Origin of the sequence: Clostridium sp. UBA5988 (assembly GCF_002435615.1) — a bacterium.
Classification (GTDB): domain Bacteria; phylum Bacillota; class Clostridia; order Clostridiales; family Clostridiaceae; genus Clostridium_J; species Clostridium_J sulfidigenes.
In genome coordinates this window covers 13,030-33,889 of record NZ_DJBA01000028.1, presented here as the reverse complement: position 1 = coordinate 33,889, position 20,860 = coordinate 13,030, and the positions used below count along the sequence as shown (strand labels likewise).

Annotated in this window: 20 protein-coding genes and 2 pseudogenes; 3 read left to right on the top strand and 19 right to left on the bottom strand. The window is 29.9% G+C overall.

All coding sequences use genetic code 11. The features are described 5' to 3' along the window. Positions 1 to 67: 67 nt before the first annotated feature. From B3J31_RS06895 to B3J31_RS06880, 4 genes are all read right to left on the bottom strand, one after another. Positions 68 to 901, bottom strand: a complete 834-nt coding sequence (locus B3J31_RS06895) for a GNAT family N-acetyltransferase (protein WP_346873805.1) — start codon at positions 899 to 901, stop codon at positions 68 to 70. A gap of 326 nt (positions 902 to 1,227) precedes the next feature. Beyond that, complete coding sequence (locus B3J31_RS06890; RefSeq protein ID WP_150842491.1) at positions 1,228 to 2,472, bottom strand: SEC-C metal-binding domain-containing protein; 1,245 nt, start codon at positions 2,470 to 2,472, stop codon at positions 1,228 to 1,230. Positions 2,473 to 2,627: 155 nt separating this feature from the next. Further along, a complete protein-coding gene (locus tag B3J31_RS06885; RefSeq protein WP_346873804.1) occupies positions 2,628 to 3,104 on the bottom strand; it encodes an NUDIX hydrolase in 477 nt (158 codons plus the stop codon). Between the two features lie 20 nt (positions 3,105 to 3,124). Further along, on the bottom strand, positions 3,125 to 3,298 hold the full coding sequence (locus tag B3J31_RS06880) for a hypothetical protein (protein WP_156964341.1): 174 nt from the start codon (positions 3,296 to 3,298) through the stop codon (positions 3,125 to 3,127). A 486-nt stretch (positions 3,299 to 3,784) separates the two neighbouring features. Here B3J31_RS06880 and B3J31_RS06875 point away from each other — a divergent pair, with 486 nt between their 5' ends. The 3 genes and pseudogenes from B3J31_RS06875 to B3J31_RS16995 form a co-directional block, all read left to right on the top strand. Continuing rightward, complete coding sequence (locus B3J31_RS06875; RefSeq protein ID WP_346867952.1) at positions 3,785 to 4,138, top strand: hypothetical protein; 354 nt, start codon at positions 3,785 to 3,787, stop codon at positions 4,136 to 4,138. Between the two features lie 395 nt (positions 4,139 to 4,533). Beyond that, a pseudogene (locus B3J31_RS06870) lies at positions 4,534 to 4,767 on the top strand (C25 family cysteine peptidase); the annotation flags it as partial. Between the two features lie 11 nt (positions 4,768 to 4,778). Next, positions 4,779 to 5,012, top strand: a pseudogene (locus B3J31_RS16995) (pre-peptidase C-terminal domain-containing protein); the annotation flags it as partial. A gap of 122 nt (positions 5,013 to 5,134) precedes the next feature. Here the strand turns inward: B3J31_RS16995 and B3J31_RS06865 are convergent. The 15 genes from B3J31_RS06865 to citS all read right to left on the bottom strand — a co-directional run bounded on the left by B3J31_RS06865 (position 5,135) and on the right by citS (position 20,765). Next, on the bottom strand, positions 5,135 to 5,485 hold the full coding sequence (locus tag B3J31_RS06865; protein WP_150842479.1) for a hypothetical protein: 351 nt from the start codon (positions 5,483 to 5,485) through the stop codon (positions 5,135 to 5,137). A gap of 149 nt (positions 5,486 to 5,634) precedes the next feature. Beyond that, positions 5,635 to 6,378 carry an NAD(P)H-dependent oxidoreductase gene (locus B3J31_RS06860; RefSeq protein ID WP_346873803.1) on the bottom strand — a complete coding sequence of 248 codons (744 nt, stop codon included), beginning with the start codon at positions 6,376 to 6,378 and terminating at the stop codon, positions 5,635 to 5,637. 153 nt (positions 6,379 to 6,531) lie between these two features. Then, a complete protein-coding gene (locus tag B3J31_RS06855) occupies positions 6,532 to 6,942 on the bottom strand; it encodes a hypothetical protein (RefSeq protein WP_346873802.1) in 411 nt (136 codons plus the stop codon). A 117-nt stretch (positions 6,943 to 7,059) separates the two neighbouring features. Continuing rightward, a complete protein-coding gene (locus B3J31_RS06850; protein ID WP_346873801.1) occupies positions 7,060 to 8,499 on the bottom strand; it encodes a HAMP domain-containing sensor histidine kinase in 1,440 nt (479 codons plus the stop codon). After that, positions 8,499 to 9,155, bottom strand: coding sequence for a response regulator transcription factor (locus B3J31_RS06845; RefSeq protein WP_346867956.1), 657 nt, complete (start codon positions 9,153 to 9,155; stop codon positions 8,499 to 8,501). The genes B3J31_RS06850 and B3J31_RS06845 overlap by 1 nt, the downstream gene beginning before the upstream one ends. Positions 9,156 to 9,271: 116 nt before the next feature. After that, positions 9,272 to 11,137, bottom strand: coding sequence for a molecular chaperone HtpG (gene htpG, locus B3J31_RS06840; protein ID WP_346867957.1), 1,866 nt, complete (start codon positions 11,135 to 11,137; stop codon positions 9,272 to 9,274). Between the two features lie 117 nt (positions 11,138 to 11,254). Beyond that, positions 11,255 to 11,677 carry a hypothetical protein gene (locus tag B3J31_RS06835; protein ID WP_035133544.1) on the bottom strand — a complete coding sequence of 141 codons (423 nt, stop codon included), beginning with the start codon at positions 11,675 to 11,677 and terminating at the stop codon, positions 11,255 to 11,257. 231 nt (positions 11,678 to 11,908) lie between these two features. Continuing rightward, positions 11,909 to 12,157, bottom strand: a complete 249-nt coding sequence (locus tag B3J31_RS06830) for a (2Fe-2S) ferredoxin domain-containing protein (protein ID WP_035133546.1) — start codon at positions 12,155 to 12,157, stop codon at positions 11,909 to 11,911. A 5-nt stretch (positions 12,158 to 12,162) separates the two neighbouring features. Then, positions 12,163 to 13,851, bottom strand: coding sequence for a [FeFe] hydrogenase, group A (locus tag B3J31_RS06825; RefSeq protein WP_346867958.1), 1,689 nt, complete (start codon positions 13,849 to 13,851; stop codon positions 12,163 to 12,165). 4 nt (positions 13,852 to 13,855) lie between these two features. Continuing rightward, entirely contained in the window at positions 13,856 to 15,730 is a 1,875-nt protein-coding gene (nuoF, locus tag B3J31_RS06820) for an NADH-quinone oxidoreductase subunit NuoF (RefSeq protein WP_346873800.1), read from the bottom strand. 1 nt (position 15,731) lies between these two features. Further along, positions 15,732 to 16,208, bottom strand: a complete 477-nt coding sequence (locus B3J31_RS06815) for an NAD(P)H-dependent oxidoreductase subunit E (RefSeq protein WP_346873799.1) — start codon at positions 16,206 to 16,208, stop codon at positions 15,732 to 15,734. Between the two features lie 315 nt (positions 16,209 to 16,523). Continuing rightward, the gene (gene citG, locus B3J31_RS06810) at positions 16,524 to 17,903 is read right to left on the bottom strand and encodes a triphosphoribosyl-dephospho-CoA synthase CitG (protein WP_346867961.1); all 1,380 of its coding nucleotides are present in this window, start codon (positions 17,901 to 17,903) and stop codon (positions 16,524 to 16,526) included. A gap of 123 nt (positions 17,904 to 18,026) precedes the next feature. Continuing rightward, positions 18,027 to 19,064: a [citrate (pro-3S)-lyase] ligase gene (gene citC / locus B3J31_RS06805; RefSeq protein WP_346867962.1), complete on the bottom strand. Its 1,038-nt coding sequence runs from the start codon at positions 19,062 to 19,064 to the stop codon at positions 18,027 to 18,029. A gap of 39 nt (positions 19,065 to 19,103) precedes the next feature. Beyond that, complete coding sequence (locus B3J31_RS06800) at positions 19,104 to 19,307, bottom strand: hypothetical protein (RefSeq protein ID WP_150842468.1); 204 nt, start codon at positions 19,305 to 19,307, stop codon at positions 19,104 to 19,106. A gap of 111 nt (positions 19,308 to 19,418) precedes the next feature. Continuing rightward, positions 19,419 to 20,765 (bottom strand): citrate/sodium symporter CitS, encoded by a 1,347-nt coding sequence (citS, locus tag B3J31_RS06795; RefSeq protein WP_150842467.1) that lies wholly within the window; start codon positions 20,763 to 20,765, stop codon positions 19,419 to 19,421. Positions 20,766 to 20,860: the final 95 nt, after the last annotated feature.

Here is a 20,860-nt window from a genome sequence, read left to right as displayed (position 1 = left end):
AATATATTTCCTCCATATGTTATAAATAAAAATTATTTACTCTATAAACTTTTATTTATAACCTTTTCTACTTTATACCTTTAACAACAAACTCATGTACACGTTCTTTTATAAAACCTACCTTTTCATATAAAAACCTTGCTGAATTTCCTTCAACTACCCAAAGTGCCACTGTTGTATATCCTTTATCTAACAATCTATTAACAGCATAGCTTAACAATGCTTTTCCATACCCTTTATGTTGATGCTCTACTCCTACTGCAAGTGAATCTATTTCATTAGCTTCAAGTCTAACAGCTGCTACTATTTCATCATTTTTACGAAGCAGAAATATATTTTCTGCATTTTCTTTGTACTGATTTCTCTCTTCATCACTTGGAAGGCTCAATGTAGAATCTAGACCCACAGATAAACGCATTTTATGAAATGCTTCACTGAAAACTTTTTGACATTCATGATAATACTTATCTTCATAATTTATAATTTCATCGTTATCTACCGCCAATTTGCTGCCATTATAAGTCATAAAATTAGATTTAAACCAATAGTCATATCCATTCTTATACAAAAATGTTTTTTCAACATCATTAACTCTAAAATCACAAACTATTTCCTCGACTCCAACATTTCTCATTGTATCCTCTAAGTGCTTTAACAAGGCAGTTCCAATACCTTTTTTTCTTTTTGCTGGTTTCACATAAAAAGTCATACTAGTCTTTTTACTTACTCCAGTAAATACACCTACACCAACCACTTCAGATTCAACTACAACAATGCTCCCATACTGAGGCCATTTATTTAAGCAGCTAATTTCATCGTTTCTTACAAAATCATCATCTGAAATAAGCTCATTTACTTCATCTTTATATTCATACTTATACTCTTTAATACATAAGTTCATAATTAAATATATCCTCCAAATCATTTATCATAAAGATATTGCTACTAAATATCCATTTCTATTCTGCTATTCTTCATTTAAATCCCAATAATTCCTTTATTTTAATAGCATCTTTTTACCATCTTTTATATATACGCTAAAAACTTTAATATTCCTCTTTTTATAAAGTTATACTATATTTTACATGGATATCTATTTATCTTATGAGCAAATCAAACAAATTTAAACAAAAATAAACTTCAGAAGAGCACTATCTCCTCTGAAGCTTATTTACTTATATTTACTATTAAATTAAACTTTATAAAACTAAGGCTTTCCTAACCAAGTTATAATCCCTTAGATTCACAGCATTTTTTATACTTTTTACCACTACCACATGGGCAAGGATCGTTTCTTCCAACTCTTACCTTTTCTATGTTAACTCTATTAGAATTATTTTTCTCTGCTTCTGTATACCCATTATATTTCCAAGCTGGGATTTTCCTACAAACATCATCTATTGCATTAATTATTTCACTTTCCAAAAATTCTGGTACAGATAGATGATCAAGAGCCTTCTTAATTAGTTCTTCTTTACCTTCTAATTGATATGTTTCATATGTAAACTCCAGTAATTGTTCTATACCATCTCCTGGTATATCATAGTTATCCTTAATAACTTTTATAAATTTTTTATAGTTATTTTTATCACCTATGTAATCTCTTCTACTAGCCTTAAGCAACTCTGTTTTTGTAAGTTGTTTGTAGTCATCTGTTAATCCTTGTAATTTTAGAGCTTCCAACTCCTGTATATCGCATAAAAAACCATTTAACCCAAAACTATCTTCATAGATATACTCAGCACAAGTTTTTTCTCCCATAGCTAAAATTTTCTCTACTTCTTCTAAGGGTAAATCTATCTTTGCATCCTCAGGTAATCTTTCCATAAATTCTTTTGCAGCAATCCCACCATAATAGTAAAGCATACCTCTAAATAACTTTATTATTTCATCATTCTTCTCTATAGACTTCTTGTCTATTTGCGGTATAACTTTAAGAAACTGCTCTGGTGCACAAAGATATAATTTATCATCACTTTCAGCAATATATAACATTCCCATTTCTTGCATAAATATAGAGTTTTCGGACTCATCCATATGTCCACTTATAGGAATAATTCCATTATTTTTTAGTATTTTTTGTAAAGAAATATAACAATCACTATCTACATATTTCAATACTTTTAAGATTGCATCTTCATAATTAATGGCAATTTTATCAATCAAATCATCTTTTTTATCAGCTGACTTATATTCAATGTTTAATTCATTCATTATCTCTTTTAAAGTATCCTTGGTTTCCACTTTTAGAAGTTCCTTTAAATCTTTAGAACACTCTCTTTTCAATGCACTCTTAGCTGTCCTTTGAATTCTTTTAAGGATAATTTCATCTACTAACCCTGCAATTTCAGTATCTACATCTTCTAAATATTTTTCATTCTTTAAGTCATTAGCTTCATGTTCTAGGATGTTTGTTTCATTAGTAGTTTCATCCGTAACTTGTTTTTCACAGAAATAAGATTTTTCTTTCATTGTTCCCTCCTGATTTATCTTTATGTTTCAAAAACTATTGTACTATAATTATTTATTAATTTCTATTGAAGTAAAATAGTTAATTCCTTATTTAATAAATTATAACATAAGACAATGATACTTTTAATATCATTGTCTTATGTTATAATATTAAATTAAATGCTCTCATATGTGACAATATGTTCAACAGTATCACTAATACATGTTAGTTTCTCTGCAAAGAAGCTAGGAAAAGCTAAATAATCCCTCAATTTTTCAATAGGTAGCCAATGCATATATTCACGACCACCTAGGGAATAACTATTGCTATTGAGTTCTTGACTTCCTCTTGGCTTCATTAAAAAGTAAAAGGTTATTTCATGACATTTTAACCCTTCTAATGATCCAGTACCATTAAAAAAGTTCTCATGAATAAAGGCTAATCTTTCAACCTCGTATTCTACGCCTGTTTCTTCAAAAACCTCTCTTCTTACTGCATCTTCTGCCTTTTCTCCAAGATGTACACCTCCCCCAACGGAGTAATAATAATCATCTACTTCATTTTTAGCAAAAAGTACTTGTCCATTTTCTATTATAATCGCTGCTGCTCTATATCTAAACCATCCATCTTCTTTTTCAAATCCACAATCCATTTTAAACCTCCAATTAAAATTTATTTATCTTTTCCATCTAATTTCGTTTTTATATCATTAAGTTTTTCTATAATAATCATTGAACATACTATTATTATTGCAGCTAATATCCCTATTCCAGAATCTCCACCAAATAGCACTGTAACAAAATAGTATACTAATAATCCTATAAAACCATAGACTATATATAGCATGTTTATCCTCCTTTATATACTAGATAATACATTATAACCCACAAATTAATCATAAACCAATAAAAGTAAAGATAAAATAAAAAATTCCTACTTCGTTAATTCTTCCTACTAAAACATGAAAACCTCCCAAACCCGCATAAACAAAGCAACTATTTAAATAGTTATATATTTTAATAGTTTCCTATATACCTATATACCTGTATACCTATGTAAATAGTTAAATAGTTTTCTAGATGTATATTTCACCCTTTTAATAATAAAAATCCAAATGTATTCTTTAGTTTTATATCTTATATTGAAGAAATTATTTTATAGCATAAGTGTCTATATAGCTAATAATAAGTAAATGTTGAAAAATGAATTACAATAGCTTAGTATTTAAAGCTTAATAGAACCGTATTGGAAGTTATGTTATACTATGTATATTAATTAAACAGAATCAATAAATAATTCTAATGCATTCTGATTGAATAGGAGTAATTTAAAATGAATTCATGGAAAAAATACAAGCATCTTATCATCGTATTGGGTATACTTTTATGGATTTTAGCTAAACTTATTGGAATTCAGCAATGGGATAGTTCCATATTAATGATAACCATTCTATTGTGTAGTATTGATGATATTATTGGATATGCAAAAAAAAGTGGCATTAAAAAATTTGCTATTTTCATTGGTGTATTTATAATTATATGCTTATTAACATCACTGATATTTATTAAAATATCCCTTAGCTTTCATTTATCACTAATTTCAAAAACAGTTATTATAATATTAGGATTAGTCATTGATTTATTTATCATAGGTTATACAATGAAGAAATTAGGAACAACTATCTAATTTTTTAGAAAATTGAGCTAATGAAAACAACTAGCACTTAGCCATTAAACAATAAGAGCTGTCAGGGATGACAGCTCAATATAAATTTATACACTTTAATAAACAAATTTTCTTGCCAATTACACAATATGGAAAATAGGTTAAAAAGTTACTATAATAATTATCACTTATATGAGGAGGAATATAATGAAGTTTTTGAGTCCATTAATAGTGGTTTCTGATATAGAAAAATCAAAGTTGCTTTTAAGCTTTTTTCAAAGGTTCTTCAATAAATAAAAATACCGTATTATTCATAATGAATAAGCGGTATTCTTATTTCTAAACCGTTTTTCTGCAGAAAGTATTGCAGTGTTGAAACTCAAGTTCAAAGATCTATTTAGTTTGAACAAAATGGTTATAATACAGCTACATGGTTTAAAAAAGGTGTTGGTATAGCATCAGATGAAGGTTCTGGAGAAACAGATATACAACAAATGGATAGTATAAAGAGTAGACTTCTAAATGCAGGTTATACTCAAGTGGATAGCATATACGATCCAGGTGCATCAGCTTCTTCTGTTACTAATAGTCTAAACCAAGGCACAGGTATAATAAATTATTGTGGACACGGTGCTGAAATTACTAGGTAACAACTAACAAATCTGGTGTTATCTCTGCAACATTAACAAATCTACCATATGACTATGACTTATATCTCTATAACTCATCAGGAAAAAGAGTAGCCTCTTCTACTAAAAGCTCAACATCAAATGAATCCATTTCTTATTCAGCACGTACACTAGGCACATACTATCTTAAAGTTGTTGGATATAATGGTGCTCATAGTACTTCTACAAAATATAACCTAAATGCAAGTTATCCTATAGCTAACTAAATCTATAATATATAAGGGGGTGCTTGTAGCACCCCCCTTAGTATTTAATCTATATTTTAGCCATAAAAAATAACTATCTTAAATTAATAAAATGGTTATTAATGAAGTCATTAAATTTTTATCTATACCGGCCTTCGTTTTAATATGTTAATATCTACTTCATGTCTACCTGTCATGTCCTTTAATACTTCTATGCTTTCTTTTACTTCTTTAACATTTTTAGAAATGTTTTTTATTGATTTCTCAATTAAGTCTGTCTTCTCTTCTATTATTAAATCTGTGCTTTTAAATGAACTTTCATTTTGTTCCCTATGTGAACTTTGTACTTCTACAATCATATCTATGTTTTTTTCTATAGCTTCAATTTTTATTGAATTCTTCTTTATCTCATTTTTAACACCATTAATTTCTGTCTCAAGTCTTGTTTGACCTTCTAATAGCTTTACAAGTATATCTTCAATTTCTATATCCAAAACCATCACCCCAACCGCGGATTTTTTATTTAATAACTATAATATGAATACATTATAATACTTATCATGTTATAGTTCAAGCTAAATCCTTATATTTGTATATATCATTTACCATTTTATACATATTTATACATGCCATATTTATTCATTTATTTATTCATTAGCCCATAAATAATTGTTCCCATTAATTTTTTTAATATACCAATAGGAACTTGAGGTGAGAATACACCTTTACTCATATCTTTACTATGCCAGTAGTCATAGTCTGCACTTCCTTCTTCATATTTCTCCTTTGACATGGCTTTCCAAAGATTAAACATAACTACTGATTTTAAGGATGGTTTATGAATCTTTTTAGATTTTAATTCCTCACTAAATTTTTTTCCACCCTCTAATACCTTTATTTTATTTTTCTCTGTAAGTTCCCTACTTCTATAAGCAATTGGTAAAGTTTGAACATGATTAAATCCCCAGTAGTTTAAAACACTTCTCACATAGTTTGCAGCATCCTTATGACCTGCGCCAGCTGTGGTGGTTATTATTAAAGCCTTCTTTGTAAATAAACTTGGTCTATGGAAATTGTAAGACATATGATCTATAAAGTTTTTTAGTAATCCACTTATTTGCATAGAGTATACGGGAGAAGTAATTATTAGAGCTTCTGCTTCTTTAATTTCTTTCACAATTTTACTCATAATCTCTTTGTGGGGACATTTATCTTCGCCCTTATAAATGCAATTAAAACATCCTATACATAGGGGAAGATTTTCTTTTCTAAGCTCTATATCGATAAACTCTATTTCTATATTCTCTCTCATTTCTTTCTTTACTAGGGTTAATACATTCCACGTATTTCCTCTTCTTGGGCTACCATGAATAACTACACATTTCATATTATTATCTCCTTCATAGTCGTAGTATATATACAATATTTTACCATAACTAGCCTAACTAATGTAAAGAAAACTTATATAAAAAAGGAAGGTAGCTATACTTATACAAATATATCTATCCTTCCTATAATATTATCTATTTAAATAATAAATTTAGTTATTTATACAATTTCCTCTACCAGCACCTTTTCCTTGGCCAGCTCCTCTACCTTGACCCGCACCATTACCTAAGCCTTGATTAAGTCCATAGCCTTCCTTGTTTTCTCTATCCATTCCAGTCCCATCACAAGTAACACTGTTTTCAGCCATTTCAGCTTTAATTTCTTCTCCTCTTTCTTCAGTTATTGTTCCTCTTTCTACTGCTGCATCTACTCTTTCATATTTCTCTTGTAGCATAATTTTCTTTGCATCTTCTAAAGTCTTTCCTTCTTCTACTAAGCTTTGAACCTGAGTAGCTCCACCATTTCTAAAAGCTCCTCCTAAATTTTCATCCGCAAAGGCCATAGTTGCTCCCGAAGCGGTAATTACTCCTACTAGTGCTAAGGCTATCATTGATTTTTTCATATTAAATCCTTCCCTTCATTAATTATTTTTTATTTTCTTTACATCTTTATAATAACAAGGGAATGTTACATTAATGTTACAACAATCTAATAGTTAGATTAAAATAAGTATACATTTTTATAACCTTAAGCTTATCCAAAATTCCACACCATGTTTCCTATTCTTTACACCATAGGTACCGTCATGAAGATTAACTATTTGTTTCACTATGGCTAAACCTAAACCTAATCGTTTTTCTTTATAGTTTCTTACCTTATCTACCCTTATAAACCCCTCCCAAATCCTAGTAAGGTTATCATCTTCGATGTTACTGCCACTGTTATACACAGAAATTACTAAATTATCTTCAATTACTTTTAGATTAATATCTATTATTTTATTTTCATCTACATGGCTAAGGGCATTATTAATATAATTTTGTACTGCTTGCTCTAACCTAACTTCATCCACTATAACAGTAATATTTTCACCTTCCGTAAAGTTAATATTTATGTTCATTTCTTCGAATCTAAATTTATTTTTCTCTAGAGTTCTTTTCATTAAACTATTTATATTTACTTCTTTTTTATTTAATTTAAAGGTATTTGATTCTAGCTTATACAAATCTAAAAGATCATTGACTATGATCCCTAATCTATCTGTTTCTTCACCTATTACATCTAAATAAAATTTTCTATCCTCTTCTGAAGATATAATCCCTTCTTGAAGTGCTTGAATATAACCTGAAATAACAGTTATAGGGCTTTTTAGTTCATGTGATACAGAGGACACAAATTCTCTTCTGGCTAATTGATTTTTCTTTTCATTATTCATCATAGTCTCTAACTCTAAATTCTTTTCTTTTAGATTTTTTAAGGTTTCTTCTATTTTATGGGATAAATTATTAACACTTTTAGCTAGTAATCCTATTTCATCAATACTCTTTATATTTAAATCCTCACAAAAGCTTAGCTCTTCTATTTTTCTAGTTTTTTTAGTTATTTCTATTACTGGCTTAGTAAATTGTCTTGAAAATAATGCTGTGATAAAAAGTGCTATAAATCCAACCGGTATCATTATCATAAATAAAAGCTTCATAGATTTATTTACTGCATCATCAATAACAGTAATTGGTGTTTTAACACTTATTTCATAAGTATATACATTTTTCCCTACAGCAGTTAAGAACTCTACACCTGTAGATCTATCAAGGGTTATGGTTTCGCTTATTCCCTCTTTTTCACCTATAAATTCTATAACTTCAAACCTATGCTGCCCATTCATCATATTATTTTTACCCATTTTATGGCTCGAAAATATACTCTCTGATGTAAGTACATCTTTAATATCTATTTGAACACTATACTTCTCTGAAAGTCCTTCTAACTTCCCATCAACTCTATTATCATAGTCTTTATCTATATAATTTTTAATTTCTTCAATTACTTCATTCATTTCCTTTAACTTTTCTCTCTGAAAAAAGTCTTTATATGTGATTCCATAGGTTGCAATACCTAAAACAAAAATACTGAATATGAGAACTATACCAGAAAATAACTTCAATTTAATTGATTTCATCATACTTCTCCAAACTTATATCCAAAACCTCTTATGGTCTTTAGATACTTATTATAATCTTCCAATTTATTTCTCAACCGACTTATGTGAGTATCTACAGTTCTAGTATCACCAAAGTAATCTTCATCCCATATAACTCTTAGTAGTGTTTCTCTACTTACTACTTTATTTACATTTTTTATAAAGTAAAGTAATAGTTCATATTCTTTTGGATTTAGTTCTTTCTCCATACCATCTATTTTTACCATGTGACTTTCTTCATCTACTTCAATCCCTTTATATACAATGCTCACTGCCTTACTAATTTTGCTTTTTAAAAGTCTATTAACTCTAGCAAGTAATAGAGCTATGTTAAATGGTTTAGATACATAGTCATCCACTCCTATATCAAAGGCAAAAAGTTCATCTAAATCACTATCTTTAGCCGTTAATATAATTATAGGTACTTCTGATATCTTTCTAATCTCTTTACATACAATCCATCCATCATAAATAGGCATCATAACATCTAAAATTACTAAATCAATGGTATCATCAAAGTTCTCTAAAGCAAGCTTACCATCCGTTGCAGTAATTACTTGAAATTTATTAAAAGTTAAATAATCGGCAATAAGTCTTAAAATTCTCTCATCATCATCAGCAACTAAAATTTTCATAGGAACCTCCTAATATAATATATCATCTTTATTTTATACCATTATAGTATAAAATAAAGTGTATGTCCCTAAATTATTTTAGAACATACACTTATGGTTCAAATTATTCAATACCTCTAGTTAATTAATCTTCCTAGTAAATCATTGCTTCTTTTAATGAAATCAGACATTTCATCAGCACCTAATTGTCCATGACTTATCATAGCTAAATCATACACATGGTTACAAATATCATTAACCAAGTCTTTTTTATTTTCATCTTTAGATAAATTAAATAGTTTTTTAATTAATGGATTTGAACTATTTACAACTAAAGTCTCTTCTTTAGGGAACATTGACATATCCCCTCCTCCAAACATCACACTCATCTCAGCCATTCTTCTAGATTGTTCTGACAGAGTAATCATGGCAGGAACTTCTTCTGTTTTAATAGGCTCTATAGAGATTTTTAGTTGTTCCTTATTTATAGAATTCTTAAATATTTCTTCTATAGCCTTGTTCTCTTCAGGACTTTCATCTGTTACATCAGCTTTTAATATTTCTGTTAAGTCAGAGTCAATTCTACTAAATTGTACTCCTTCCTCTTTGCTCTCCATTAAAGTAATAAAATGACTGTCTAGTGTGGTATTTAAAATCACAGCTTCTAAGTTATTGTCTTTTAGCATTTTAATATATTGAGATTGCTGCTTTTCATCATTAACATAAATAACTTTTTTATCATGATTTTCCTTATTGTTTTCTAGATACTGTTTTAATGTTACATAGTCTCCATTAGTAGTTTTGAAAATCAGTATATCCTTAACCTTGTCATAGAATTTTTCATCTCTCAAACAACCATATTTAATAAAGATATTTATATCTTTCCAAAAGTCATTGTACTCATCTCTATGATTTTTAAATAGAGAAGTAAGTTTATCAGCTACCTTATTTACAATGTGTCTAGAAACCTTTGATACATTACTGTCCTTTTGTAGGAAACTTCTTGATACATTTAAAGGAATGTCTTCGCAATCAATAACACCTTTTAATAAAAGTAAAAACTCAGGAATAACTTCTTTTATGTTATCTGCCACAAAAACTTGTTTATTATAAAGTTTCACTTCTCCTTCTGTAGCTTCAAATTCATGTTTTAATTTAGGGAAGTACAATATCCCTTTTAAATTAAATGGATAGTCTACATTCATATGAATCCAAAATAGCGGATCATTATATTCATTGAAGACTTTTCGATAGAACTCTTTATACTCTTCATCTGTACAATCCTTTGGAGCTTTCATCCATAATGGTTTTGTATCATTTAAAGGAGTTTTTTCTATATCCTTCTCTGAATCCTTATCATCTTTTTTCTCATTCTCATCTATTAGATAAATCTCAACAGGGAAGAAGTTACAATGTTTTTTTATAATTTGCCTTAATTTATAATAATCTAAGAATTCATTGCTATCTTCACTTATATAAAGAGTAACAGTTGTTCCTCTAGAAGTTCTTTCAGAAGGTTCAATTTCATATTCTGTACCACCTTCACAAATCCACTTAACAGCTTCTTCGCCCTCCTTATAAGATAAAGTATCAATTTCAACTTTTTCTGATACCATAAAAGCTGAATAAAACCCTAATCCGAAATGGCCAATTATGCCTTTTCCTTCATCAATTTTATCTTTATACTTAGATAAAAATTCCTCAGCTCCTGAGAAAGCTACTTGGTTAATATATTTTTTTACTTCCTCTGAAGTCATTCCTATACCGTTATCTATAAATTTAATGGTTTTTTCATCTTTATTTAAGGATACAGTAACTTCGTATTTAGACTCCTCCACAGTTGCTTCTCCAAAGGTGACTAGTCTTTCTAATTTATTAATAGCGTCGCAACCATTACTGATAAGTTCCCTTATAAATATATCCTTATCAGAGTATAGCCATTTTTTTATAATCGGCATTATATTTTCAGTGTGAATTGAAATGTTTCCATTCTCTTTAAGCATATATATCTCCTCCAAACAAAATTAATAAAATTTTATACTCAACCGTATAAAATATTTTATACCTAATTCTATATAAAATAAAGAATATATTGTGAATTTTTTGTAAAAATATCACATTTACTCTGCTTGAGTTAGTAATCTTTTCATTATATCTCTTAATTTTCTTTCTTCTAATTGGTCATTTCCAATGATAACAATAACTTTTATATCTTTATCTGATTGATCCCATTTATAAGCCTTTGCATCGATAATAGCTTCCTCTGGAATAAACTCTTCCATATCTAAGGCCATCTCTTCTGCTAAACTGAGATATTCATCAAAAACATCGTCCTCTTCCATTTCACTTAAATTAAAATCATCATATTCTTCTTCTATAATCTCATTTAAGATTGAGATTTTCACACTTAAGCAAAAGGCATGAACGTCTTCTCTTTTAGTTCCCTTTGTCATATCCTTAATTACTTTAAAATCAGTTTTACTTTCTATTATTTCTTTCATCTCATCATTATGAATTACATTTTCACCAAATAATACATACATTTATATCAGCTCCTGTTAATTAATTCTTAAGTTTTACATGCACATCATTATATCACATATATAGATTTTAATTAACAACTGTATAGATTTTTTAGAAGTTCTACTTATTTACTATGAGTAAAAAGAGCTTCTTCTCAAAAATAGCTCACCAAAACTTACAAAATATTGAACCTACACTTTATTATAAGTGTAGGCTCAATATTAATTTAACATTTAGCTTATTTTATGACCTTATTTTACTCTTGGTAATACTTCTTTTTTAAAGAAACTCTTTGCCGTTAAGCCTGATACACTGAATACTTCTCCGTCATCAATTTTTACAGATACAGCATCAGAACAATGACCTAAACAAAATACTGCCTTTAAGTCTACTTTATCAGATAGATTATATTCTTCAATGCTCTGTTGAAAAGCATTTATAACATTATAAGATCCCTTTACATGACAGGCGCTACCTATACAAACACTTAAGTTTACCACAGCGTTTACTCCCCTCTATTATAATTCACATGTAATAACTTATGAACTTTTCCCTTTAATAATCCTGAATAAAGAGACATCATTACTGGATTTTCTTCTGAACGTTTAAGGCTACTCATCTTATCTGCTGCATATAAACCTTCTCCACGTTTTTGCTTTCCTTCGAACATAGTAAATGGTTGTCCTGCTCCACCTACACATCCACCTGGGCAAGCCATTACTTCAATAAAATCATAATGTGCTTCTCCTGATTTTATCTTTTTCACAAGGTCATCAGCGTTTTTAAGACCACTAACTACAGCAATTTTTAATTCCTTGTCATTTACTGTAATACTAGTTTCCTTTACTCCAGACATTCCCCTTACTCCATTAAATGCTATAGTTCTTAGTGTAGATACAGATTTATCGTCTAAAACCCTTCTTAAAACAGCCTCTGTAACTCCACCTGTAACTCCAAATATAACTCCTGCTCCACTACTAACACCAAATGGCATGTCTACAGCTTCTGGTTCTATCTCTGAAAATACAATTCCAGCTTCCTTTATCATAGCTATAAGCTCTTGAGTAGTTATAACATAATCTACATCCTTAACTCCATCAACTTTAAATTCATCTCTATCAGCTTCAAATTTCTTAGCTGTACAAGGCATTATTGCTACATTAACTATTCTTTTACTAGAATGACTATAGTGCTCCTTTAAAACAGAACCAAACATCTGCATAGGAGATTTACATGTTGAGATATTATTCATCATCTCTGGATAAGTTCTTTCTACATAGTTAACCCAAGCTGGACAACAAGAAGTAAATAGAGGAAGTCTTTCATTGTTTTCTAATCTTGAAATAAATTCTCCTGTTTCTTCTAGTACTGTAAGGTCAGCTCCAGTAGATGTATCAAATACTTCATCAAAGCCCATTCTCTTTAAAGCTCCAACGATTTTACCCATTACATTTTCTCCATCTTTTTGTCCAAGCTCCTCACTTATTCCAACTCTTACTGCTGGAGCTATTTGTACTACTACCTTAGTATTTTTATCACTTAAATCTTTCCATAGCTTTTGTGTATCATCTTTTACTACTATAGCTCCTGTAGGACATACTGCTGCACACTGACCACAACCTACACAGTTTGATTCTGCTATAGGTTTGTCAAAAACTGTACCTACACTCATCTCTGCTCCTCTTTTTATAAAGTCAATGGCACCTACATTTTGAATTTCATTACACATTCTTACACAGTCACCACAAAGTATGCATTTACTCTTATCTCTTACTATACATAAAGATGATGTATCTAATTCGCTTTTTTCTGCTGTATTGTCAAATCTTACTTGTCTTATTCCAAAGCGATGTGCTAACTCTTGTAGTTTACAGTGTCCATTTTTCTCACAGGTAGTACAATCTCTACAGTGATTTGAAAGTAGTAATTCTAATATATTCTTTCTATATTTTCTTAACCTAGGTGTATTAGTATATATCTCCATACCAGCTTTTGGTGGTGTAGAACATGCAGCTTCAATTCCACCCCACTTATTTTCTACCATACACATACGGCAAGCTCCATATACAGAAAGTTCTGAGTAATAGCATAAAGTTGGTAAATCTATTCCTGCTTTTCTAATAACCTCTAAAATATTTTTTTCTCCCTTTATTTCTACTGGGATATCATCTATAATCATAAATTGTTCATTCATTCTATTAATCCTCCTTTATAGCTTTAAAGGCACAAGCTTCAATACAGGCACCACATTTAATACATTTATTTTTATCAATTACAAAAGGTTCTTTAACCTTACCTGAAATGGCACCTACTGGACAAATTCTTGAACATTTTGAACAACCCTTGCAAAGGTCTGCATCTATATAGATAGTCTTAAGTTTTTGACATGTCTTGGTTGGACATTTTTTATCGATAATATGAGCTTCATACTCACTACGGAAATTCTTTATCGTACTTACTACTGGAAATGCTGCAGTTTTTCCCAATCCACATAAAGCTGTAGAAGATATTGTATCTGCAAGTTCTAATAATAAATCAATATCTTCAATTTCACCTTTACCTGCTACAATTCTCTCTAGTATTTCAAGCATTCTCTTAGTACCTTCACGACATGGTATACACTTACCACAAGACTCATTTTGAGTAAAGTTCATAAAGAATCTAGCTACTTCTACCATACAAGTATTTTCATCCATTACAACTAACCCACCAGAACCTATCATAGCTCCAGCTTTCTTTAATGAATCAAAATCTAGTGGTAAATCTAAATGTTCTTTTGTTAAACAACCACCTGAAGGCCCTCCAATTTGAACAGCTTTAAACTCTGCTCCTCCTCTTATTCCTCCACCTATATCAAATATTATTTCTCTTAAGGTTGTACCCATTGGAACTTCAATAAGTCCTGTATTTTCGATGTTTCCTGTTAATGCAAAAGCTTTTGTTCCATTATTCTTTTCTGGACCCATGGTTTTATACCAATCTGCTCCCTTTTCAATTACTATAGGTACATTAGCAAAGGTTTCTACGTTATTAAGTACTGTTGGTTTTCCAAACAATCCTTGTTCTACAGTTCTTGGTGGCTTAACTCTAGGCATACCTCTTTTTCCTTCAATAGAAGCTGTTAGTGCACTTCCTTCTCCACATACAAAAGCACCTGCTCCTTTATTGATTTTTATATCCATACTAAAACCTGTACCAAGAATGTTCTCACCTAATATTCCATACCTTTTAGCTTCTACTATAGCATTCTTTAATCTGCTAACAGCAAGCGGATATTCTGCACGTACATATATATATCCTTCCTGTGCTCCACAGGCTACTGCTGCAACCATCATTCCCTCTATAACTCTATGTGGATCTCCTTCCATTATGCTTCTATCCATAAAGGCACCTGGATCTCCCTCATCACCATTACATACAATGTACTTCTCGCCCTCAGGTTGACGTTTTACTTGACCCCACTTACGCCCAGTTGGGAAACCACCGCCGCCACGGCCTCTTAAATTAGAATCATCGATTTCTTTTATAATTTCATCTGAACTCATATCAAATAGTACTTTTTCTAAAGCAGAATATCCACCTATAGCAAAATATTCTTCTATAGATGTAGAATCAATATGACCACAATGTTCTAATGCCAATCTAGTTTGTTTTTTATAGAAAGGTATTTCATCTTGGGTTCTGTAAACCTTACCATCTTTTTCATAAGCCAATCTATCTACACATTGACCTAAAACAATAGTCTTATCTATAATTTCTTCACAATCCTGTGGCTTAACCTTTATGTATAAATATCCCCATGGTTCAATTCTTACTAGAGGTCCCATCTCACAGAATCCATGGCAACCACTTTTTTTAATTCCAACAGATTTTTCATGAGATTCTTTTTCTAATTTAACCTCGCATCTTATATCTTTTTCCTTCATTAGTCTTACAAACTCATCGTATATTTCTAATGAACCACCTGCTATACAACCAGTACCTCCACATACAAGAATTTTTACCTTTTCGTTGTGAAAGCTTTCTTTATAGGTATTTCTTATATTAATTAAATCCTCTCTATTAAGAAGCATATTATTTGTCCTCCTTAAGCATATTTAAAAGTTCTATTGCCTTCTCAGGAGTCATAGCCCCATAAACCTTGTCATTAACAGTTAGTGCTGGTGCTAAACCACAGGCTCCGAGACATGAAACCGTTTCCACAGTAAACATTAAATCGTCTGTAGTAACTTTGTTTTCTGAAAGATTTAATTCACTTCTTAGCTTCTCTAATATTGGTATAGATTTTCTTACGTGACATGCTGTTCCATCACATATTTTTATTACATATTTCCCTTTAGGTTCTAAAGAAAAGTTTTCATAGAATGTAGCTACGCTGTAAATTTTTGCTTCACTAACACCTAATTTTTTAGAGAAATATGGAAATATTTCCTCTGGAAGATATCTATATATCTCCTGAGTATCTTGTAATATTGCAATTATACTACTAGGGTTATATCCATGATTTTTTAATATAACATCTAGTTCTTCATAATTAAAGGATGTTTTCATTGTTTTCCCCCCTACAATGCTTGTTAAATTATTATCACTACTACATTTTATACTGAATTTTCAAATATTTCAATACAAAATAATAATTATTTTTTTAATTAATTTCTATATATTATATTAAATATGTAAACTATTATTCCTGTATTTTTTTATATTTACTTTAATTTTACATTAATTTCTATATATGATTATTATAAATTCTCTATATTCCATGGGTATTTTTGAAAAATTTATAAAATAAAGTAGATATATTTAACATCATGTGTTAATTAAATATATCTACTTTAAAAATTTACATCTGTAACGAGTTAAAGTTTATGAAAAGAACCTTTCAGACTCTGTCAAAAATATAACTAATGCCAATAAGTCCGCTGATCCTCCCGGACTCACATTTTCGTCTATACACTGCTTTTCAAAGTCATGTGCTGCTTTAATTCCTTCTTCGCTATTGAAGCCCCCCAAGTTTAAAATTTCATAGGCTCGTCTTTGAACTTCACGTAATTTTTCTATATTTTGTCTATGTACAATGGTACTATCTTCTACTTTACTAATCAACATAAGCAATGTTTCAGAATACAAATCATTTCCTTTTAGATTAGAACTTTTATGTTTGGGTATTATTTCCTGGAAAATATTTTCAAGACCCTTTTTAATTTCTCCTCTAATTCCAGCAAAGCCATATTCTAAATACAATGCCTCTCCATGAGTTAATTCTTTCTTTTTATGCAAATCATTAAAATCATCCAATATATTTTCACACATATCCTTTAGTATAATTTGAACTTTATTAAAGGATAATTTCTCATAAAGAGCTTTACCTAGCGCAGTAGCCACTACTCCTATTAAAAATATCATGCCTTTATGGGTATTTACTCCTTTAGTAACTTTAAACATAGTATCTTCACATCTTATTCCAATAATTCTAATAGCTTTAAAAATATTTTTGGGAGTTTCATAGCTATATCCTACTTCTAGCATTTCCTTTATAAAGGGTGCTATGGCAAAACTACTCTCTAAAAATGTATAGTAATTCATATCTTTATGAGACCCCTTTGTAACAGGTGAAACTAATCCATAAGAAGGCATAGTTGATACCTCTGTAATCATTGATTTAAGGGCTAGTTGAGATATCTCATAGGATAATTTATCTCTTTTACCTACATAACAGGTATATTCTTCATACTTACTATTAAAATATTCTTTTATCTTCTCTATACTATGCTTTTGACTTCTAGAACATATTCTGGCTTCTTCTTCACATAAAAAACATTTTCTAGGTTCTAGGCCTATGTCACTTCTAGATACTCCACGCAAAGACGGCATCAATGGATCACTATCATCAATATAATACACATCTATATCTACACATCTACCTAATATATGATTTTCTTCCATATATATAAGTTGCTTTTTTACTTCAATATTATCAGTATTAAAGATGAAATGACCTATTACTCCTTCTTTATTCTTATAGATTTCTTTACAAATTATATTTTTATTATGAAATAAATATATATCCTCACAAATTATCTTGGCAATTCTATCTGTAATGTAATTAGATTTTTTTATACCAGGATAGTTTACTCTTACAGTGGCAAGAGTAACTCCACCAGATGTATTTCTCAGAAGTTGTTCTTGGTATAATACTCTCTTTTCTCTATGATTTAAAAATTCATCTATTTCTGTATAGTCCATATTAATGTAAGGATAGGCAATAATTATCCTATCACTTTTCCCCTTCCTTACTATGATAAAATTAAATGTTTCTATTGTATATTAATTAACCTCCAATTTTTATCATAGGAAATATTTATTATTTTAATGAGGCAAATCTCTAAGTTTAAGCTTCTCTATAATATTTTTTCCTAGACTGCTTGTTAAAAATTCATAGGTAGTTAATGGGACTAACTCCCTTACTTCTTCTAGTCTCTCTTTTTTAAGTAATTCTCTAACTCTAGACGCACTTATAGCTTTATTTTCTATCTCGCATCTCTCTATAATTTCAACTTCCACACCGTACTTAGGCAATACTTCTCTTAAAGTTTCATTATAAGTATTGGTAACATTGCAGTAAGGTTCACTTCCTACATATCTTTTAGTTATATTTAGTTCCTTACAAAAATATTTTCCAAAGACGTTTCCATCTATTTTAGTATATTCTTTTAGAATGTCGTCATCTTTTCTTAAAAAATAATTTGGAAAAGTAGCTGATGATATAATATAATTCCCACCAGGTATTACAGTTACATTATTAAATTCCTTAACTCCCTCTTTTATTAGTTGAAATCTAACTTGGAATGGAAATGAGGACTTCTCTTCTTCTACCACAAAAATTATAACATTTCTATTTTCCATAGCTGCTTTCTTAACTATATATTTATGTCCTAATGTAAAAGGATTACAGTTCATAATTAACGCAGCATATTGCTCTTCTTCCTTTAATTCATAACTCTTCTTTATATTTTTCAACTCGCTATGGATATTTTTATTCCCTGCTTCCAATAAACTAACTTTATCTGTATCAACAATCACCTTATATCCAAGTCCTTGAAACAGAAAATTATTCGAAGGCTTAGTAAAAATAAAGTTATGGTATATGCCTTCTTCAAAGAGTTTATTAGTGATATCAGTAATAAGTATGTTTGATATACCTTGACCTTGATGATCCTCACTTACAGCAAAACATTTAACGATATTATTTTTCTTAGAACAGGTAGCTATTATTTCTTCCTCTTCCTCTATTATTAAAGTATAATCTACATCTTCATATTTAAGGTCAAATCCCTTTAAAAATTCATCAACCCTATTTACTTCTATTTTAGAATTAAGATTTATTTTTTGAGTGTTATAATACATTTCTTCACCTCATTTAATAAATTATATCCTATCTTAATTTTATAAGTTAAAGTATCTTCTTACAAAGGATATTATTAGTAATGCAATAATTACAATAATTACTGAAAACACAGCATCAAATCCACTTTTAAATTCATATTTCTTTTTTCCTTTAGATATTTCTTCTGCTTCACTAAACATTCCTTCTGCATGAGCTTCTTGTAAAATTTCTTTATTGGTTTTTCTATTTTTCTTTTTACTCATATCTTTCACTCCATTATAAGTTTATAACTATTAGGATACTTACATTGTATCATAATATAAAAAGAGTGTTGACAGCAACACTCTTTTTATATTTATTTTCAAAATCTGATTTTAGAAGAACATACCAAAGGCTATACTTGCTAATATCAGCATTATTCCTCCACCAAGACGAGAAGAAATTTGCGCAAAGGACATTAAATCCATACGTTTTGCTGCTGTAAGAACCGCAACGTCTCCTGATCCTCCACGGTTTGCCATACATAATCCAGCTGAAATTGCTGTCTCTATTGGGTAGAATCCTACTAACCATCCTACAATTCCTGATCCAAGAATTGCTCCTGTCACTATTAAGCCTGCTATAACAACGTTAGCAATATTGAATGCTGCTATAAGCTCTCCAAGATTTGTCATAGCTATACCAACTCCAACCATTACTACTAGTAAGAATTGCTTAGAGAAAAATCCTTGAAGCTTTTTAGCTCCTTCTTTTAATTCTAATGGAATTATATTAGCTACATTAGCTATAGCTACTAAAATAACCATCCATGCAAATCTATGAATATCAATTTTAACATTGATTCCCATCAACGTAAACTCTGGTATAATTAAAGTTTTTGATAAAATATTTCCAAGTACATAAAATGCACATGCAAGAATTAATCCTACTGCAACTTCTCTAGCTGTAACTTTAACTACTCTTGTTTCTTCTAACTTAGATATATCTTCTGCATTTCTTATTAATTCACCATGTCCATTAAATTTAGCTCCAGCTTTAGTTTCACCAAATTTATTTAGTATTGACGCTGCTATTATAGCTATAATATTAGCTATTGTAAGAATTGATAGAGCAAAGGATAACCATGCTGCAGGATCTCCTCCAGTAACACTTGAGTATATTTCACTCATTGGAATTGCTCCTGCTCCAGTACCACCACCCATTATTGGAAGTACATACTTAGTAGCTATTTCTGACATAGGAATGCCAAACATAGCTCCACCTATAGCTCCTAGTACAAACGCTACAATTACTCCACCTAATATGGCTGGAATATATCCAAGGAAAGCTTTCATTAGAAGTTTCCTATTAACTGATAATATTGATCCTGTTATAAGTACTGCTATAAATAAGTCTAAGAAATCTGCAGTATCCATGAATATTTTTACAGCTTCAACACTTGCTTCTGGTATTATCCCATAGTAAACTAACGCTGCAGATCCTAGGAAAGCAAGGATTGGCCCTCCTCCAACATACTCTTTCCATATTGGAATTCTATCTCCAATCATAGCAAATAATATACCTACTGAGTATAATAGTGCAAAGGCACCTACTGAGTTTTTAGGTAAAAAACCTTTGATTGCTGCAAAGAACACTACTACTGCAACTCCTGCAAAAATGTACCACGGCATGCCGTATACTTTAAAGGGACCTTTTTTTTCTTCAATAAGATTTTCTGGCATAATTAATCCTCCTAAAATTAAATTGTATAATTTCATTACTAGGCCTTACTTTTAGTAAATCCTAATAGAGTAAACAAGATATTTGTTTAAATCTC